General features: G+C 58.9%; 14 protein-coding genes. 7 read left to right on the forward strand and 7 right to left on the reverse strand.

All coding sequences use genetic code 11. The features are described from left to right. The first annotated feature begins 22 nt into the window (after positions 1–22). The 6 genes from nusA to pnp all read left to right on the forward strand — a co-directional run bounded on the left by nusA (position 23) and on the right by pnp (position 8,184). Positions 23–1,516 carry a transcription termination factor NusA gene (gene nusA, locus LWH94_RS13570; protein WP_022988295.1) on the forward strand — a complete coding sequence of 498 codons (1,494 nt, stop codon included), beginning with the start codon at positions 23–25 and terminating at the stop codon, positions 1,514–1,516. Positions 1,517–1,536: 20 nt separating this feature from the next. Further along, the gene (infB, locus tag LWH94_RS13575; protein ID WP_094623621.1) at positions 1,537–4,071 is read left to right on the forward strand and encodes a translation initiation factor IF-2; all 2,535 of its coding nucleotides are present in this window, start codon (positions 1,537–1,539) and stop codon (positions 4,069–4,071) included. Then, entirely contained in the window at positions 4,071–4,502 is a 432-nt protein-coding gene (gene rbfA, locus LWH94_RS13580) for a 30S ribosome-binding factor RbfA (RefSeq protein WP_022988293.1), read from the forward strand. Before infB ends, rbfA begins: the two co-directional genes overlap by 1 nt. Further along, positions 4,499–5,422, forward strand: a complete 924-nt coding sequence (truB, locus tag LWH94_RS13585) for a tRNA pseudouridine(55) synthase TruB (protein ID WP_232902566.1) — start codon at positions 4,499–4,501, stop codon at positions 5,420–5,422. Before rbfA ends, truB begins: the two co-directional genes overlap by 4 nt. Before the next feature lie 78 nt (positions 5,423–5,500). Continuing rightward, the gene (rpsO, locus tag LWH94_RS13590; protein WP_011786757.1) at positions 5,501–5,770 is read left to right on the forward strand and encodes a 30S ribosomal protein S15; all 270 of its coding nucleotides are present in this window, start codon (positions 5,501–5,503) and stop codon (positions 5,768–5,770) included. A gap of 299 nt (positions 5,771–6,069) precedes the next feature. Further along, positions 6,070–8,184: a polyribonucleotide nucleotidyltransferase gene (gene pnp / locus LWH94_RS13595; RefSeq protein WP_227498287.1), complete on the forward strand. Its 2,115-nt coding sequence runs from the start codon at positions 6,070–6,072 to the stop codon at positions 8,182–8,184. Between the two features lie 97 nt (positions 8,185–8,281). Here pnp and LWH94_RS13600 read toward each other — a convergent pair whose 3' ends face one another. From LWH94_RS13600 to LWH94_RS13610, 3 genes are all read right to left on the reverse strand, one after another. After that, a complete protein-coding gene (locus tag LWH94_RS13600) occupies positions 8,282–9,157 on the reverse strand; it encodes an alpha/beta hydrolase (protein WP_232902567.1) in 876 nt (291 codons plus the stop codon). After that, on the reverse strand, positions 9,127–10,992 hold the full coding sequence (locus LWH94_RS13605) for an Lnb N-terminal periplasmic domain-containing protein (RefSeq protein WP_232902568.1): 1,866 nt from the start codon (positions 10,990–10,992) through the stop codon (positions 9,127–9,129). Before LWH94_RS13605 ends, LWH94_RS13600 begins: the two co-directional genes overlap by 31 nt. A gap of 83 nt (positions 10,993–11,075) precedes the next feature. Further along, the gene (locus LWH94_RS13610) at positions 11,076–11,540 is read right to left on the reverse strand and encodes a DUF3015 domain-containing protein (RefSeq protein WP_232902569.1); all 465 of its coding nucleotides are present in this window, start codon (positions 11,538–11,540) and stop codon (positions 11,076–11,078) included. 317 nt (positions 11,541–11,857) lie between these two features. On the opposite strand from LWH94_RS13610, the gene LWH94_RS13615 reads away from it, so the two are divergent. Next, a complete protein-coding gene (locus LWH94_RS13615; protein WP_082641074.1) occupies positions 11,858–12,292 on the forward strand; it encodes a hypothetical protein in 435 nt (144 codons plus the stop codon). Between the two features lie 72 nt (positions 12,293–12,364). On the opposite strand, the gene LWH94_RS13620 is transcribed toward LWH94_RS13615, so the two are convergent. From LWH94_RS13620 to livH, 4 genes are read right to left on the reverse strand one after another with little or no spacing between them, the layout of a single operon-like run. Next, complete coding sequence (locus LWH94_RS13620) at positions 12,365–13,066, reverse strand: ABC transporter ATP-binding protein (protein WP_058341791.1); 702 nt, start codon at positions 13,064–13,066, stop codon at positions 12,365–12,367. Between the two features lie 9 nt (positions 13,067–13,075). Beyond that, a complete protein-coding gene (livG, locus tag LWH94_RS13625) occupies positions 13,076–13,831 on the reverse strand; it encodes a high-affinity branched-chain amino acid ABC transporter ATP-binding protein LivG (RefSeq protein ID WP_022988285.1) in 756 nt (251 codons plus the stop codon). A gap of 5 nt (positions 13,832–13,836) precedes the next feature. After that, complete coding sequence (locus LWH94_RS13630; protein ID WP_058341790.1) at positions 13,837–15,108, reverse strand: high-affinity branched-chain amino acid ABC transporter permease LivM; 1,272 nt, start codon at positions 15,106–15,108, stop codon at positions 13,837–13,839. Beyond that, positions 15,108–16,031 carry a high-affinity branched-chain amino acid ABC transporter permease LivH gene (gene livH, locus LWH94_RS13635; protein WP_022988283.1) on the reverse strand — a complete coding sequence of 308 codons (924 nt, stop codon included), beginning with the start codon at positions 16,029–16,031 and terminating at the stop codon, positions 15,108–15,110. Before livH ends, LWH94_RS13630 begins: the two co-directional genes overlap by 1 nt. Positions 16,032–16,114: the final 83 nt, after the last annotated feature.

The raw sequence follows: 16,114 nt of genomic DNA on the forward strand, positions 1-16,114 counted from the left end.
ATTTTGAGGGCAGGGCAATCCAATGAGTAAAGAGATCTTGCTGGTAGTGGAATCCGTCTCGAACGAGAAAGGCGTCGAGAAGGATGTGATTTTCGAGGCGATCGAACTCGCACTCGCTACCGCTGCCAAAAAACGTTACGAAGACGAAGAAGCCGACATCCGGGTTGCTATCGATCGCCGTACCGGCGAATACGAGACCTTCCGCCGCTGGCTGGTGGTAGACAACGATGCGGTTCCGGCACTGGGCACCGAGCTGACCATGCAGGAAGCCGAAGAGATTGATACCAATCTCCGGCCGGGCGACATGCACGAAGAGAAGGTGGAATCTGTGGCATTCGGGCGCATCGGTGCCCAGGCCGCCAAGCAGATCATCTTCCAGAAAGTGCGCGAAGCCGAGCGCATGAAGATTGTCGACAGCTACCGTGATCGCATCGGTGAGCTGGTGTCCGGCACCGTCAAGAAGGTGACACGGGACAACGTTATCGTAGATCTCGGTGGTAACGCCGAAGCGCTGCTGCCCCGTGAACACCTGATCCCGCGGGAAACCTTCCGCATGGGTGACCGGGTACGGGCCCTGCTGCTGGAAATCCGCACTGATCATCGCGGTCCGCAGCTGATTCTCAGCCGTACCGATGCCCAGATGCTGATCGAACTGTTCCGCATCGAGGTTCCGGAAATCGCCGAAGACCTGATCGAGATCCGTGGCGCCGCCCGTGATCCCGGTTCCCGCGCCAAGATCGCGGTGAAGACCAACGATCGCCGGATCGACCCTGTGGGTGCCTGTGTTGGTATGCGGGGCTCCCGCGTGCAGGCGGTCTCCAACGAGCTGGGCGGCGAGCGTGTAGACATCGTGCTGTACGACGACAACCCCGCGCAGCTGGTGATCAACGCCATGGCACCGGCAGAAGTGGCCTCCATTGTGATGGACGAAGACCGTCACACCATGGATGTCGCCGTCGCTGAAGATAATCTGGCGCAGGCCATCGGTCGTAATGGCCAGAACGTTCGCCTGGCCACTGAGCTGACCGGCTGGACCCTGAACGTGATGACCGAAGAAGAAGCCGGTGAGCGTCAGGAACAGGAATACAACCGCCTGGTTGAGCACTTCACCGCTCACCTGGACGTTGATGAAGAGTTTGCCGGTGTTCTGATCGAAGAAGGCTTCACGTCTATCGAAGAAGTGGCCTATGTACCGATGGAAGAAATGCTGGCGATCGAGGGCTTTGACGAAGACACCGTTTCTGAATTGCGCCGCCGTGCCAAAGACGTGCTGCTGAATCAGGCGCTGGCAAGTGAAGAAGCCCTGGAGGGTGCAGAACCCGCTGAAGATCTTCTGAATATGGAAGGTATGGACCGTGGCCTGGCGTTCAAACTCGCCGGGATGGGTGTGCGTACCATGGAAGATCTGGCCGAGCAGTCTGTGGATGATCTGCTTGATATTGAAGGTATGGATGAAGAGCGCGCCGGTCAGCTGATTATGATCGCACGCGCACCCTGGTTTGAAGACCAGGCCTGATTCGGGAGAGGAGGACCAGTATGGCTGAAGTAACGGTAAAACAACTGGCCGCAGATGTAGGCGCTCCCGTGGATCGTTTGCTGAAGCAGATCGTTGAAGCGGGCCTGAAAGCCCGCAGTGAGAACGACGCTGTCACCAGTGATGAGAAGCAGCAGTTGCTGGCTTATCTGAGAAAGACCCACGGTGAAGCCCAGGCAGAGCCGAACAAGATTACCTTGAAGCGTAAAACCACAACCACGTTGAAGGCCGGCAAGGCAAAAACCGTGAACGTGGAAGTACGCAAGCGCCGCACCTATATCAAGCGTGCGGAACTGCAGCCCGAGCCGGAGGTGGCAGCACCGAAGCCGGAAGAAGTGGCAGAGCAGCCGGTAGCGGAACAGCAAGCGCCGGAACAGGCACCGCAGGTAACTGCAGAACAGGCACAGCCGGAGACATCCGCTGCTGCCCCGGCGCCGGAGCAGGAACAAGCTGCTGCCGAGCCGAAGAAAGCCCAGGAGCCCGAGCCGGCACCGGAGGACATTCCCATGCCTCCGCCGGAAGATGAAGGACGGGATCGCAAGCCCAAGAAGAAGAAAGAAAAGGTACGCGAGCGCGGCGACGAAATCGAAGAAGGCAAGCCTAAGAAGAAACAGGCTGGTCATCGCGGCCCTCGCAGCCGTCCGGTTGAAGAACCTCTTGTTATTTCCGAGGACGACGAAGAAAACCGTCCTCGCAAGCAGCTGCGGGCTAAAAAGAAACCGAAAGAAAAGCGTCATGCTTTCGAGAGGCCAACCAAGCCCATGGTAAGAGAAGTACAGATTCCGGAAACCATCACCGTAGGTGACCTTGCCCAGCGTATGGCTGTCAAAGCCGCTGATGTTATTAAAACCCTGATGGGTATGGGCGTAATGGCCACCATCAATCAGGCGCTGGACCAGGAAACTGCGGTTCTGGTAACCGAAGAGCTGGGCCACAAGCCCAGGGCTGTCAGCGAAGATGCCTTTGAAGAAGAAGTGCTGAGTGAAATCACCGGCGACGACTCAGGCAAAGAGAAAATCAAGCGGGCACCGGTTGTCAGCGTGATGGGTCACGTTGACCACGGTAAAACCTCGCTGCTGGATTACATCCGTCGCGCCAAGGTTGCTGCCGGCGAGTCCGGTGGTATTACCCAGCATATCGGTGCCTACCACGTAGAAACCGATCACGGCATGGTGTCCTTCCTGGATACCCCGGGCCACGCGGCGTTCACCGCCATGCGGGCTCGCGGTGCCCAGTGTACCGATATCGTTATCCTGGTGGTGGCGGCCGATGACGGCGTTATGCCGCAAACCAAGGAAGCCGTTCAGCACGCCCGCTCTGCAGGCGTACCCCTGGTGGTTGCCATCAACAAGATGGACAAGGAAGAAGCCGATCCAGACCGCATCAAGAACGAGCTGTCTGCGCTGGACGTGATTCCGGAAGACTGGGGCGGCGACGTTCAGTTCGTGCCGGTTTCAGCGCATACCGGTATGGGTATCGACGACCTGCTGGAAGCGGTGCTGCTGCAGGCCGAGATCCTCGAGCTGGAAGCTTCTCCGGATGCGGCTGCCAAAGGTGTTGTGGTTGAATCCAGCCTGGAGCGTGGCCGTGGTTCCGTAGCCACTGTTCTGGTTCAGAACGGTACCCTGCGCCAGGGCGATATGGTGGTAGCGGGTTCCTTCTTCGGTAAGGTTCGCGCCATGACCGACGAAGCCGGACGCCAGGTAAAAGACGCTGGCCCGTCCATCCCGGTTGAGATTCTGGGCCTGAACGGCACACCAGATGCCGGTGACGAGTTCTTCGCCGTAGCCGACGAGAAGAAGGCCAAGGAACTGGCTGAATTCCGTCAGACCCGCGAGCGTGAACAGCGTCTGCAGCGCCAGCAGGCGGCCAAGCTTGAAAACATGTTCGAGAACATGGGCAAAGACGAGGTCAAAACCCTCAACGTTGTGCTCAAGACCGACGTGCGTGGTTCCCTGGAAGCCATTACCAAGGCCCTGCAGGACCTGGGTAACGAAGAGGTTCAGGTGAAGATCGTGTCCTCCGGCGTGGGCGGCATTGCCGAGACCGACGTCAGCCTGGCCATGGCCACCAACGCCGTAATCTTCGGTTTCAACGTGCGTGCGGATACTGCATCCAAGCGCCTGGTTGAGCAGGAAGGCCTGGATCTGCGCTACTACAGCATCATCTATAACCTGATCGATGATGTGAAAGCGGCCCTGACTGGCATGCTCAAGCCGGAGTTCCGCGAAGATATCGTGGGCATCGCCGATGTGCGTGACGTGTTCCGTTCACCGAAGTTCGGCCAGGTGGCTGGCTGTATGGTGACCGAAGGTACCGTATACCGGAACAAGCCGATCCGCGTACTGCGTGACAACGTGGTGATCTTCGAAGGCGAGCTGGAATCCCTGCGTCGCTTCAAGGACGACGTGCCGGAAGTTCGCAACGGTATGGAATGTGGTATCGGTGTTAAAGGCTACGACGTGAAAGTGGGCGACCAGATCGAAGTATTCGATCGCGTCCGTGTTGAACGTCAGCTTGAATCCACGGGGGCCTGATGGCACGGGAATACAGTCGCGTAGAACGCATTGGCGACCAGATGCAGCGTGAGCTGGCCCAGCTCATCCAGCGCGAGGTGAAAGACCCTCGCGTTGGTATGGTCACGGTGAACGACGTAAAGGTCAGCCGTGACCTGGGCTATGCCGATATCTATGTTTCATTGCTGTCTACCGAAGAGCTCACCGAGGAATCGCCCGAGGTGAAGGAATCGCTGGCAGTGCTGAACAATGCCTCCGGCTTTTTGCGGGGCCAGGTAGGCCGTGCGATGAAACTGCGGGTGGTTCCCCACCTGCGCTTTCACTTCGATACCCTGCTGGGCCAGAGCCGTAAGATGGATCGGCTGATCCGCGAGGCGGTAGGCGACAAGCCGGCCGTACCCCGGGACGACAACGACGATCCCGTTTCCGACAACCCGGAGCGTGATGCTTGAGCCGTAGACGCAAAGGCCGTGATGTAAACGGCATTCTGGTGATCGACAAGCCTCAGGGCGTTACCTCCAACGGAATCCTGCAGCAGGTCAAGCGCCTGTATGGTGCGGCCAAGGCCGGCCATACCGGAGCGCTTGATCCGCTCGCCACCGGCGTATTGCCGCTGTGCTTCGGAGAGGCCACCAAGTTCTCCCAGATGATGCTGGACAGCGACAAGGCCTATATCACCACTGCGAAGCTGGGTATTCGTACCGAAACCGGCGACAGTGAAGGTGCGGTGGTGGAAGAAAAGCCGGTGCCGGCGCTGACCGAAGCGCAGGTGGAGGCTGTCCTGGAAAACTTCCGGGGCGATATCCAGCAGGTTCCTTCCATGTACTCCGCCCTGAAGCACCAGGGCAAGCCCCTGTACGAATACGCCCGCGAAGGCATCGTGATTGACCGGCCGGCGAGGCCTGTCACCATCTACGAGCTGAAGTTGCTGGCGGTGCGCGAGCAGGAGCTCGACCTGGCGGTCACCTGCACCAAGGGTACGTATATTCGCTCACTGGTCGAGGATATCGGCGAAGCTCTGGGATGCGGTGCCCATGTGTCTGCCCTGCGCAGAACCCTGGCCTCCGGTTACACCCTGGCAAATGCCCGTGATGTCAAAGACCTGGAAGCCATGCGTGAGCGGGGCGAGAGTCTGGATGGCCTGTTGCTGCCGCCGGAAAGCGCCCTGACCATGTTCCCCGAGCACCGGTTGGCGGGGCCTGCGCTGGTATCGATCTTGAACGGACAACCGGTTAGAATACCCGGTCAGTCTCTGGAAGGCTTCGTGCGCATTTATGGCGACCGTTCCTTTGTGGGGCTGGCTGAAGCTATGCCGGAAGGCGACGACACCAATCTGGTGCCGCGCCGGCTGGTAAAAAACAACGGCAGGTAACCCCGCCGTTGTTTAGCCGGGCTGTAGAGATGCGCGGTTCGGCCGGATTTAACAGCATCGCAACCTATGAGGTGTAATATGGCACTTTCTGCCAGTGAGAAAGCTCAGATCGTTAAGGATTTTCAGCAAGGTGATGGCGATACCGGTTCCCCTGAGGTTCAGGTAGCTCTGCTGAGCGCCAACATCAACAAGCTGCAGGATCACTTCAAGGCCAACAAGCAGGATCACCATTCCCGCCGCGGCCTGATCCGGATGGTAAACCAGCGTCGTAAGCTGCTGGACTACCTGAAGCGTAAAAACGCCGACCGTTACCTGGAACTCATCCAGCGTCTGGGTCTGCGTCGCTAATCCGGGTTTCGACCTGAAGGTAAAGGCCGGGCGTGTCCCGGCCTTTACCGCGCTTTTCTCCCGTTATTTTTACTGCAGTTGATTTGTCAGTGAAACCGAAGGATTTTCTCTGTCTAATGGAAAGCCGATATTGATAGCAGGTTGTTGAAAGCCCGGGTGCTGTCGGGAAACCACAGTCCCAGCCGGGGTTTTACAACAGCCTGTTAGCTTTCAGACGGGTTGCCTTTCGGTTCACAGGTCAAGCTGCTGCAGTTGAAACCCGAGTTCATAACTGAAAAAAGCAGGAGTTTATTGTGGATCTGCAACCACGTATTAAAACATTCGAAATGGGTGGCGAAACCTTCACCCTGGAAACTGGCCGCATCGCCCGCCAGGCCACTGGCGCAGTACTGGTCAGCTGTGGTGACATCTCTGTTCTGGGCACCGTTGTAGGCGCCAAAGAGCCCAAGCCGGGCCAGGGCTTTTTCCCCCTGACAGTGAACTACCAGGAAAAAACCTACGCCGCCGGTAAAATCCCGGGTGGCTTCTTCAAGCGTGAAGGTCGTCCGTCCGAGAAAGAGACCCTGACCTCCCGCCTGATCGACCGTCCGATCCGCCCGCTGTTCCCAAGCGGCTACATGAACGAAGTCCAGGTTGTGCTGACGGTCATGTCGTCCAGCAAGAACCAGGACCCGGACATCGCTGCCATGCTGGCTGCCTCTGCAGCCCTGGCCATCTCCGGTATCCCGTTCGACGGCCCGATTGGTGCTGCCCGTGTGGGTTACACCAACGAGAAAGGCTACTTCCTGAACCCGACCTTCGAAGAGCTGGGCAGCTCCCTGCTGGACATGGTTGTGGCCGGTACCGACGAAGCGGTACTGATGGTTGAGTCCGAGGCCAAGGGCCTGACTGAAGACCAGATGCTGGGCGCCGTACTGTTTGCCCACCAGGAAATGCAGACTGCCATCAACGCCATCAAGGAATTTGCTGCTGAAAACGGCAAGCCGCGCTGGGAATGGCAGCCTGAGGCAGAGAACACCGAGCTGCTGAACGCTATCAAGGCCGAATTCGGTGGTGCCATCGAAGAAGCCTACGCGATCCGCGACAAGATGGCCCGTTACGAGCGTCTGGGCGAGATCAAATCTGCCGCCGTTGAAAAACTGGCCGGTGAAGAAGAAGGCCAGCCTTCCGAAGAGGAAGTGAAGAAGTACTTCGGCAAGGTCGAGAAGTCTGTGGTTCGCCTGCAGGTTATCGAAGGCAAGCCCCGTATCGATGGCCGTGACAACAAAACCGTTCGCCCGATCAAGGTCGAAGTTGGCGTACTGCCGTCCGTTCACGGTTCTGCCCTGTTCACTCGTGGCGAGACCCAGGCCATCGTAACTGCCACTCTGGGTACCACCCGTGACGTGCAGATCATCGATGCCCTGGAAGGTGAGCGCAAAGACCCGTTCCTGTTCCACTACAACTTCCCTCCGTACTCCGTAGGTGAAGCTGGCCGTATGGGTAGCCCGGGCCGTCGCGAAATCGGTCACGGTCGCCTGGCCAAGCGTGGTGTCGCCGCGGTTATGCCGACCATCGAAGAATTCCCGTATGCCATCCGTGCGGTATCCGAGATCACTGAATCCAACGGTTCCAGCTCCATGGCTTCCGTATGTGGTTCTTCCCTGGCGCTGATGGACGCGGGTGTGCCCCTGAAGGCGCCGGTTGCCGGTATCGCCATGGGTCTGGTCAAGGAAGGCGACAAGTTCGCGGTTCTGACAGACATCCTGGGTGACGAAGATCACCTGGGCGACATGGACTTCAAGGTTGCCGGTACCAAAGACGGCGTAACTGCCCTGCAGATGGATATCAAAATCCAGGGTATTACCGACGAAATCATGGAAATCGCCCTGGAGCAGGCCAACGCTGCGCGTCTGCACATCCTGGACGAGATGAACAAGGTTATCGCCGAGCCCCGCGCCGAGCTGTCTGAGCGCGCTCCGAGCATCACCACCATCAAGATCCATCCGGACAAGATCCGTGATGTTATCGGTAAGGGTGGTGCTACCATCCGTGGTATCTGCGACGAGACCGGTGCGTCCATCGACCTGGATGACGACGGCAACGTGAAAATCTACGCCGCTGATGCCGCCGCCGCTCAGGCTGCTGTAAACCGGGTCAAGGAAATCACTGCCGAGATCGAAGTGGGCGCAATCTACAAGGGCCGCGTTGAGCGCATTGTGGACTTCGGTGCCTTCGTTAACATCCTGCCGGGTAAGGATGGTCTGGTACATATCTCCCAGATCTCCGAGCGCCGCATCGAGAACGTGACTGACGAGCTGAGCGAAGGTCAGGAAGTTCTGGTTAAGGTTCTGGATGTCGACAACCGTGGCCGCGTGAAGCTGTCCATGAAGGAAGTTAAGGAAGGCGAGCAGCCGACTGACTTCGCTGACTGATTTTTCAGTTAGTCAGTAACACGAAAACCCGCTTTCATGGCGGGTTTTCTGTTTAATAAGCTTTTATTTTTTTCGTGTGATTTTGTGGCTTTCGTGGCTAAAAATTCCTTTCCATAAACTCCAGCACTGCCTCCCTGTATGCCGGAATCACAAACGTCGCCGCATGGGGCGTATCCGTCCGCAAAAACTCCTTGGGCTGCTCCGCCGCCTCATACAATCGCACACCGTGATCAAACGGAATAATGCCATCACGCACGCTGTGGATAACCATCACCGGCACCGGTGACATACCGGCGATCCTGTCGGTGCCTTCGTAGTCATCCGGGATGGTCCAGCTCAGGGGGTACTGGAGTGGCCAGGTGAGCCAGAACAGGCCGAGCTTCTCCCGGGCGATGTAGCGGAAGCCGGAGAAGGTGCCGTCGAGGATGAGACCGTTTAGCGGGGGCTGTTCGCTGCGCTGGGTCCATTCGCTGGCGAGGGCAACGCCCAGGGCGCCGCCGAGGCTCTGGCCGAGGAGGTAAAGCGGGCGGTTTTGTGTGTCTTTCTGTTCGATCAGCCAGCGCAGGCCGGTTTCTACGTCGTGTAAAGCGCCTTCTATATCGGGTGCACCAGTAGATTGGCCGTAACCGCGATAATCGAGGGTGAATACGTTGTAGCCCTGCTCTGGCAGCCATGCGGCGTTGAGGATGTGGGCGCTGACGTTCTGGGCGTTGCCGTGCAGGTAGTAAACCGTGCCCTTGGCAGGCTCGTCGGTGAGGGCGGGGAGCCACCAGCCGTGGAGGGTTTCGCCGTCGGCTGTGTCGAGGTAGACGTCCTCATAGTCCAGGTTGAGCCGGTCCGGGGTGATGTAGGTGGTTTTGTCCGGGTAGAAGAACACGCTGCTGCAGCCGGTTTGCAGCAGTGCGGTGATGGCCAGTAGGGCGACGATGGCCGCCCTGGGATTCAGAAGTAGGCGTGAAGGCCGGCTTGCCATGTGCTCTGGTACCTGTCGAAGTGGTCTTCCCGGGTGAATTTGGCGAATACGCTGAACTCCCGGCCGATGTGCCAGTTGCCTTCGGCGTACAGCTGATCCTGCCGGTGCTGGCTGCTGATGATCCAGGCCTTGGTTTTTGCGCCGGCCAGCAGACTGAAGCGGTTGTTCTGGTGCAGCAGGCCGAGGTCTGCACCGGGGGCGAAATCGTGGCCGCGGCGCAGGTCGTCATCGATTTCCACATCGGCGGTGGCAATGGCGAACGCCTGGGTATTCTGGCCAAGGCCCCAGCTGCCACCGGCTCCCCCTTCCAGATAGGGTGTGAGCACGCGGTCATCACCGGTATCGGTGCGGCGGCCACCGAAGCCCACCTGCCACGAGATTGGCGAGAAGAACGGGTTTCTCGGGCTCAGGGAGCGTATTTCCACCCCGGTGATCTGCTCTACCTGCAGTTCGTTGTTGCCGTGGTACAGGCGGGCATCCAGACGCAGGAACTGCAGTTGTGCACCGGTGCGGTAACCGGCGGGCGGGTCCAGCACGTCGTGGTAGGCGGGCCGGAGGGTTAGCTGGGTGAATTCGCTGTGGGCCATTTGGCCGGAGCCCAGGCTCAGGCGGAAGGTGTCATGGCCCTGGTCGTCGCGGATTTCAGGTTCCGGTACCTTGGGCAACTCTTCCGCTCCAACAATCTTGCTGCGGGATACCAGCAGCTGGTGGGACAGCGGTGCCGCATGCTCCCGGGGCCAGCCTTCGGCTTCGCTCTGGTAGCGAACGTAGTCGTAGGTGGCGTCCAGCAATTGGGCGCGGTCGTTCTTGTCCAGCTCCCGGACTTCCGGCCCGTTCACATCCACATAGCCGTTGGCGACCGCAGCGGCGATGGTCCGGTGTTCAGGAGGCAGGCTGTCGAGGCTGTGGGCAACGGAGGTGGCGGCGGAGGGGCGGTAATGAATGCTTTCCACCAGCCCGGCATCCCGCACCCAGCGCACGGTGTCAGACGGAATGGCGTGAGTGCTTACTTCATCCAGCAGGTCAGTGCCCGGGCGGGCAGCGTCAATCAGTGCCAGCAGGCGGTAGGCACAGTTTTCGTCGAAGAAGTAATAGTCAAAGTTCTTGTCCTGAATCTCCCAGGTATGGGCCAGCAGTGTGTTGACCTCTGGCTGGGTGAGGTTCAGGGTGTATTCCCAGAGGTCCCGGTGTTCGATGTCGTTGTACAGCCGGATCATTTCGTAATAGGGCTGGATAGCTGTGATGCCCGGATAGCCACCGAAGATTCCGCGATAGGCAAATAGCAGCTCGCTGTCGTGTTCGGCGGCATCGGCTGCGTAGGAAATGGTGTTGGCCAGTAGCAGATCGGTTTCTTCGTCGTCCTGGGGCGGGTCCAGCCGCAGGAAGGTGTGGCCGAACATGGAGGACGGGCTGTTCAGGTACGAGGCCGCAAACACCAGGGTGACTTTCTCGGTGTTCAGGGTCGCGGCCCATTCGTCGTAAGCCGGGCAGTCTACCGGGGTGTCCGGTAAATCCAGTTGTTCCCGCAACCAGGCATCCCGGGCCGGGAAACGGCAGCGGGCATGGTCATCACCACCGCCGGGCTGGCGGATGGCTTCCAGGGTTGCCTGTAGTTCTGCTTCCGGCGAGGTTTTGCCATTCTCGCTCAGGAAAAACGCAGGATCGTCTGCCTGGCTGGTGAAACCGGAGCCCAGGGTATCCTGGTGGTAGTGGCCAAGCGTGAGCCATACCGGATGTTCGTGAAGGTTGTCGGGAATGGCGGCAAAGGTTGCCGGGGTTGCGAGTGAACATGCAAGCCAGAGTGCAGCCTGCCCAGTGCGCAAGGGGTAGCCCATGGGAATTGTTTACGTCCGGTTTGGATTGGTACGGCGATAGTGCGCCATCCATGGCGCGGGTTCAATCCTTCGGGTTTAGCCGATCAGGCGGCTACGTACTTGCTCAGAGACTCGTCCTGTTCCATCAGGGAAACGATGGAATCTACCGCTTCACCGGAGGTGGTGTCAGAGTTCGGGAAAATGGCTGCAAAGTTGTCTTGCAGTACTTTGCGGAAGGTATCACGGTCGGCTTCTTCTACACCCAGCAGAACGGCCAGGGTTTCGAGGTTTTCGCCGGAACCACGGGACATGTCACGGGCAACCTTGTCGATGTTGCTGTCCATGTACATAGCCATGGATTGCACAGACTGGTTGGTGGAGCAGCCCAGAGTACCGGTGGTCATACCGAAAGTCTGGTTGCCGAAGGTTCCGTTGGTGGTGGCGGCCAGTACGTGTGGAGCAATACCGGATTGGCCTTTCCAGATCATGGCGCCAACACCACAGCCAGGCTGGGCGAATGCCATGGAAGATGCGCCAAGAAGAATTGCACCTGCGATCAGTTTTTTCATTATCCACTCCTTTATGTGGTTTTTTGCTTCGTCGCATACCCTGCAACCGGAATTTCCTGGGTTGGCTGCAAGACAACGGCCCCGGCCGGTGCCGGTTTGGTTGAAGACCGTTACTACAAGTATAGATCAAAACTGGCTTGGGTAAATAAATCAGTGTATTGGAAGAGGGAAGGGTTGGCGGGGAGGCGTGGCGAAGAGGTTTCTTATGCCTAAATGTGATGGTTTTCTCAAAATTTAACCGATCTTGTCATAAGCAGGCGCTTTCAGTATAGTGCGCGCGGCCATGACGGCCGAGTAACAACACATGGAGAAGTTTTGTGAAAAAAGCACTGATTGCATCTACCCTTCTGGTAGCCGGCGCAATGTCCGGTTGTTCCTCCCTGAATGTCAGCTCTAACCCGGTTCCCCTGCATGGCAGCGTGACCACCGATATCAAGGCCGATATCGAAGTGGGTGAGAAGATTACTGGCAAATCCTCCGCAACCAAGATCCTGTTCTTCACCATGAGTGACGACAGCGAATACGCCGATGGCATGACCTACGGCAACGGCGGCGGCAGCGGTCTGGGGCTGGGTGGCCTGGATCCGGTTTCTGCGGTGAAGTCTGCTGCTGCCTATAATGCCATCAAAACCTCTGGCGCCGATGTGATTGTAGCTCCACGCTACATCGTAAAGAAGAATGACTATCTTGTTTACGGCACCATCGACGTAACCGTTGAAGGTTATAAGGGCACGATCCGCAGCGTAGAGTAACGGATCTGGCCATGCCAGAAAAAAGCCGGAGCAGGGCAGGACCTCTCCGGCTTTTGTGTTTTTCAGGCAGCCTTAACCCCCCAGGTAAGCCTCCCGCACCTCCGGGTTCGCCAACAGGTTTTTGCCGGTATCGTGCAGCCGGATACGCCCGGTTTCCAGTACATAGCCCCGGTCTGCCAGGTTCAGCGCCTGATGGGCGTTCTGCTCCACCAGGAAGACTGTAATGCCTTCTTCGCGCAGGTGACCGATGATCTCGAAGATCTGCTGGATGATGATCGGCGCCAGACCCAGTGACGGCTCATCCAGGATGATCATTCTGGGTTTGCTCATCAGTGCCCGGCCGATGGCCAGCATCTGCTGTTCACCGCCCGACATGGTGCCGGCCCTCTGGTGCTCCCGCTCTTTCAGGCGCGGGAACAGTTCGTACACGTGGTCCTGGCTTTTGCGGATTTCGGCCTTGGTGTTGAAGAATCCCCCCATGTGCAGGTTCTCTTCCACCGTCAGCCCCGAGAACACCCGCCGGCCTTCCGGCACAATGGCAATGCCGGAACGCATGATGTTGGAGGTGGCTTCGTTGGTGATATCGCGGCCTTCCAGAATGACCCGGCCGGCGCTGGCTTGCGGGTTGCCGCAAACGGTCATCAGCAGGGTGGTCTTGCCGGCGCCGTTGGCACCGATCAGGGAGACAATTTCGCCCTTGTTCACCTCCACAGACACCCCGTGCAAGGCCTCGATCTTGCCGTAGTGGGTATGAACGTTTTCCAGTACTAGCATGGTGTTTCCTCAGGCCTCGCCCAGATAGGCTTTGATCACATCGTCGTTCTGGCGGACTTCTGCCGGGGTACCGCTGGCCAGGGGGCGGCCCTGGTTGATCACGGTTATCCGGTCGGAAATGTCCATAACCAGGCTCATGTCGTGCTCGATCAGCAGTACCGACACGTTGTAGTCGGACTTCAGGCTGACAATCAGCTGGTTGAGGTCTTTGGTTTCGGCCGGGTTCAGGCCGGCGGCGGGTTCGTCCAGCATCAGCAGCTTGGGCTCGGTCACCATGCAGCGGGCAATTTCCAGCCGCCGCTGCTGGCCATAGGCCAGGTTGCCGGCTTCCCGGTTGGCCAGGTCCAGCAGGCCCACCCGGTCGAGCCAGTAGGTGGCCCGGTCCAGTGACTTCTGTTCCCGCTCCCGGTAGTTCGGGGTTTTAATCAGGCCTGCCAGCAGGTTGGTGTTCAGGTGCCGGTGCTGGGCCACCAGCAGGTTTTCCACCACCGTCATCTGGTTGAACAGCCGCACGTGCTGGAAGGTGCGCACCATGCCCAGCCGGGAGATCTTGTAGTCAGGCGTGCCCTGAATCTCCCGCCCTTCGAACAGGATCTTGCCGCCGGTCGGCTTGTAGAACCCGCTGATGCAGTTGAACACTGTGGTTTTACCGGCCCCGTTCGGGCCGATGATCGATACGATTTCCCGTTCCTGTACGTCCAGGCTTACCTGGTCGACTGCCAGCAGGCCGCCAAAGCGCATGGACAGATTGGATACTTCTAGCATGCCTGTCACTCCTGCCGTTTCAGTTCAATGTGAATCCTGCGCATGGGCATCAGCCCCTGCGGCCGCCATACCATCATCAGCACCATGGCCGCACCGAAGATCAGCATGCGGTAATCGGCAAACTCCCGGGCCAGCTCCGGCAGGATGGTGACCGCAATGGCGGCGAGGATAACGCCGATCTGCGAGCCCATGCCGCCCAGCACCACAATGGCCAAGATGATGGCGGATTCCAGGAACACGAACGACTCCGGGCTGATAAAGCCCTGCTTGGAGGCAAACACCGTACCGGCGAAGCCGGCAAAGAAAGCACCGATGGTGAAGGCGGAGAGCTTCACCGCCGTGCGGCTGAGGCCGAGCGAACGGGCAGCAATTTCATCTTCCCGCAGGGCTTCCCAGGCGCGGCCAACGGGCATGCGCATCAGCCGGCGAATCACCAGTGCGGTAATCACCGCCAGCACCAGGGCGATCAGGTACAGGAAGATCACCTTGTGCTCGCCGCTGTAGGCAATGCCGAAGGTTTCGTGGAAAGAGGTATTGCCTTCTTCCTTCACCCGCCGGCCGAATTCCATGCCGAACAGGGTGGGCTCGGGAATGCCGCCAATGCCGTTGGGGCCGCCGGTGACCGCCGTCCAGTTATTCAGCAGGATGCGGATGATTTCCCCGAAGCCGAGGGTCACGATGGCCAGGTAATCACCCCGTAACCGCAGCACCGGAAAACCCAGCACCAGGCCGAACAAGGCCGCCAGGCAGGCACCGATGGGCAAGGCCGCCCAGAAGCTGAAGCCGAAGTATTGCGATAGCAGTGCAAAGGTATATGCGCCGACGGCGTAGAAGGCCACATAGCCCAGGTCCAGCAGGCCAGCCAGGCCAACCACCACGTTCAGGCCCAGTGCCAGCATCACGTAGATCAGCACCAGGGTGGCGAGGTCTACCGAGCCGCGGGACACCAGGAACGGCCAGAACAGGGCAAATACCACGATGGCGGTGAGCACCCAGGATTCCAGCTTTGCCCGTTTGGCCTGGGGCATGGGCTCGCGCCCGCTCAGCGGGTTCAGTTTCGGCAGTTTGCCCAGGCTACCCATAATGCTGTCGCGGAACAGCTGGAAGAAAAACACCACGAACGCGGCCAGCACCACCGAGATCACGGTAGACGTGGTGGCGCCTTCCAGGCCCACCTTTGTGCCTTGCGCCACCAGGTTCAGGCCCAGAATGGGGTAGGCAATAATCAGCGTTACGATTGCGCAGAACAACGCATGTTTGAAGTTGGGGGTGGCCATCAGATCTTCTCAACCTCCGGTTTGCCAAGCAGTCCGGTGGGTTTGAACAGCAGGATCAGGATGAGCAGGCTGAACGACACCACGTCTTTGTATTCACCACTGAGGTAGCCGGACGTCATGCTTTCTGCCACACCCAGAATCAGGCCGCCGAGCATGGCGCCCGGAATGCTGCCAATGCCGCCCAGTACCGCTGCGGTAAAGGCCTTCAGGCCGGCAATAAAGCCGAACAGCGGGTCAACCGAGCCGTAGTACATGCCCAGCAACAGGCCGGCCACCGCAGCCAGCGCCGCGCCAATCACAAAGGTGGCAGAGATGATGCGGTTGGTGTCGATGCCCAGCAGGTTGGCCATGCCCAGATCCTGCGACACAGCCCGGCAGGCGCGGCCGATACGGGAGCGGGAGATAAACAGGCTGAGGATGGTCATGCACACCAGGGTGGTGATAAAGATGGTGATTTGCATGTAAGACAATGAAAGCTGGAAGCCCTCTGCCGAACCGAAGCGGAAGCTGCCTTCCATCAGGGCCGGAAAACCGATGTTGCGGGAGCCCTGGGCCAGGTGCACATAGTTCTGCAGGAAGATGGACATGCCGATGGCGGAAATCAGGGGAATCAGCCGGTGCCGGCCTCGAACCGGCCGGTAGGCAACCCGTTCGACCGCCCAGCCCATGGAGCTGGACACAATCACGGCGCACAGCAGCGCGACAATCAGGATCAGGGGAAGCCAGGCAATGCCGAGGGTAGCCAGGCCGGTAATGGCAATAAGCGCGGTGTAGGCGCCAATCATATAGATTTCGCCGTGGGCGAAGTTGATCATGCCGATGATGCCGTAAACCATCGTGTAGCCGATGGCGATCAGGGCGTAGGTGCTCCCGATCGTCAGCCCGTTAATGAGCTGCTGAAAGAAATACAGGAGGTCTTGCATGGGTGTGGAGCTCCGAGAAACAGCGCCCAGAAAGGCACCTTCCCCCGGATCACGGCGGGAAGGTGCTCTCGTTTATACTGCAA

This window comes from Marinobacter sp. G11, assembly GCF_021282325.1.
In the GTDB taxonomy this organism is placed as follows: domain Bacteria; phylum Pseudomonadota; class Gammaproteobacteria; order Pseudomonadales; family Oleiphilaceae; genus Marinobacter; species Marinobacter vinifirmus.

What these genes read in the sequence shown, in the direction of transcription:
- LWH94_RS13630 (WP_058341790.1), bottom strand. Translation starts at nt 15,108, where the DNA reads ATGGCCACCCCCAACTTCAAACATGCGTTGTTCTGCGCAATCGTAACG.
- LWH94_RS13610 (WP_232902569.1), bottom strand. Translation starts at nt 11,540, where the DNA reads ATGAAAAAACTGATCGCAGGTGCAATTCTTCTTGGCGCATCTTCCATG.
- rbfA (WP_022988293.1), top strand. Translation starts at nt 4,071, where the DNA reads ATGGCACGGGAATACAGTCGCGTAGAACGCATTGGCGACCAGATGCAG.
- LWH94_RS13600 (WP_232902567.1), bottom strand. Translation starts at nt 9,157, where the DNA reads ATGGCAAGCCGGCCTTCACGCCTACTTCTGAATCCCAGGGCGGCCATC.
- livG (WP_022988285.1), bottom strand. Translation starts at nt 13,831, where the DNA reads ATGCTAGAAGTATCCAATCTGTCCATGCGCTTTGGCGGCCTGCTGGCA.
- LWH94_RS13605 (WP_232902568.1), bottom strand. Translation starts at nt 10,992, where the DNA reads ATGGGCTACCCCTTGCGCACTGGGCAGGCTGCACTCTGGCTTGCATGT.
- livH (WP_022988283.1), bottom strand. Translation starts at nt 16,031, where the DNA reads ATGCAAGACCTCCTGTATTTCTTTCAGCAGCTCATTAACGGGCTGACG.
- infB (WP_094623621.1), top strand. Translation starts at nt 1,537, where the DNA reads ATGGCTGAAGTAACGGTAAAACAACTGGCCGCAGATGTAGGCGCTCCC.
- nusA (WP_022988295.1), top strand. Translation starts at nt 23, where the DNA reads ATGAGTAAAGAGATCTTGCTGGTAGTGGAATCCGTCTCGAACGAGAAA.
- LWH94_RS13620 (WP_058341791.1), bottom strand. Translation starts at nt 13,066, where the DNA reads ATGCTAGTACTGGAAAACGTTCATACCCACTACGGCAAGATCGAGGCC.
- rpsO (WP_011786757.1), top strand. Translation starts at nt 5,501, where the DNA reads ATGGCACTTTCTGCCAGTGAGAAAGCTCAGATCGTTAAGGATTTTCAG.